Source organism: Bacillus sp. LR--39, assembly GCF_053613335.1.
Genome location: NZ_JBSIOT010000251.1, coordinates 1 through 1201, shown reverse-complemented (window position 1 = coordinate 1201; position 1201 = coordinate 1). Strand labels below are relative to the sequence as shown.

Below are 1201 nucleotides of genomic sequence, written 5' to 3'. Positions count from 1 at the left end.
ATTACGGAACACATGAAGGATCTCAAGAGAAGCCTATCAATCTTAAAATGAAAAAAGATCAGGTCAAACTTTTGAAAGAAAGAGAATCAGATCCTTCATTGACGGTGTTCAACTACTGGTACAGCATGAAGATGCCAATGGCGAACCTTAAAACCGCAGACACTGCAATCGGAATCAAGTCCACGGGAGAATTGGATGTGTCACTGTCAGATGTATATGACTTTACAGTGAAGCAAAAAGGAAAAGAAATAAAATCATTCAAGGAGCCCGTACAGCTTTCGCTTCGCATGTTTGATATTGAAGAAGCCCATAACCCTGCCATTTATCACGTCGATAGAAAAAAGAAAGCTTTCACAAAGACAGGTCACGGATCAGTCGATGATGATATGGTGACAGGATATACAAACCACTTCAGCGAATACACGATCTTAAATTCCGGTTCGAACAACAAACCGCCGGCATTCCCGTCCGACCAGCCGACAGGCGGTGATGACGGCAATCATGGCGGAGGCTCCGACAAACCAGGCGGAAAACAGCCAACTGACGGAAACGGAGGAAATGATACGCCTCCCGGCACTCAACCGACTAACGGCTCTGGTGGAAACGGTTCGGGCGGATCAGGAACAGACGGTCCGGCTGGCGGCCTGCTTCCGGACACAGCCACATCCATGTACTCGATCCTGTTGGCCGGATTTCTGATTAGTGCACTCGGCACGGCATTGTACTTACATCAGAGGAGAAAACAGAATAGAGCGAATCAGGCATAAAAAAGAGCTGCTCGCTATGCGAGCAGCTTTCTGTATTTAAACCCACTTCACAACATCTTCAACAGCAGATCTTGTTTTCGGACGAGGGTCTCTCACTCGGTAGCCAAATGCCACCATCACAGAAATATCGAAGCTTCCGTTTTCCAGAAGGCCTTCTTCTTCAAGAATACGGTGAATGTGATCGTACTGGAAGCCTTCGATCGGGCAAGAATCAACACCGATTTGCGCAGCGGCAGTCATCATGTTGCCAAGCGCGATATAAGTTTGTTTTGATGCCCAGTCAAACAATGTTCTTTCACTTTCAAGCAAATGCAAATCGTTTTTCTGGAATTCTTCTGTTTTGCTTAAATAGCCTTCGTACACGTCATGAGGCATTTGTTTTACTTCTTTTAAATGACGTTTGATGTAGTCCGCATTATATTTGATATCCTTCG

Annotated in this window: 2 protein-coding genes; one reads left to right on the top strand and one right to left on the bottom strand. The window is 45.5% G+C overall.

The genetic code is table 11. The features are described from left to right. Nucleotides 1–767, top strand: a 767-nt coding sequence (locus ACWHAR_RS22250; RefSeq protein ID WP_452087853.1) for an LPXTG cell wall anchor domain-containing protein, incomplete at its 5' end; no start/stop codon positions are given. Nucleotides 768–803: 36 nt separating this feature from the next. Here ACWHAR_RS22250 and ACWHAR_RS22245 read toward each other — a convergent pair. Further along, the coding region (locus tag ACWHAR_RS22245; RefSeq protein ID WP_452087852.1) for a nitroreductase family protein at nucleotides 804–1201 on the bottom strand (398 nt) is incomplete at its 5' end.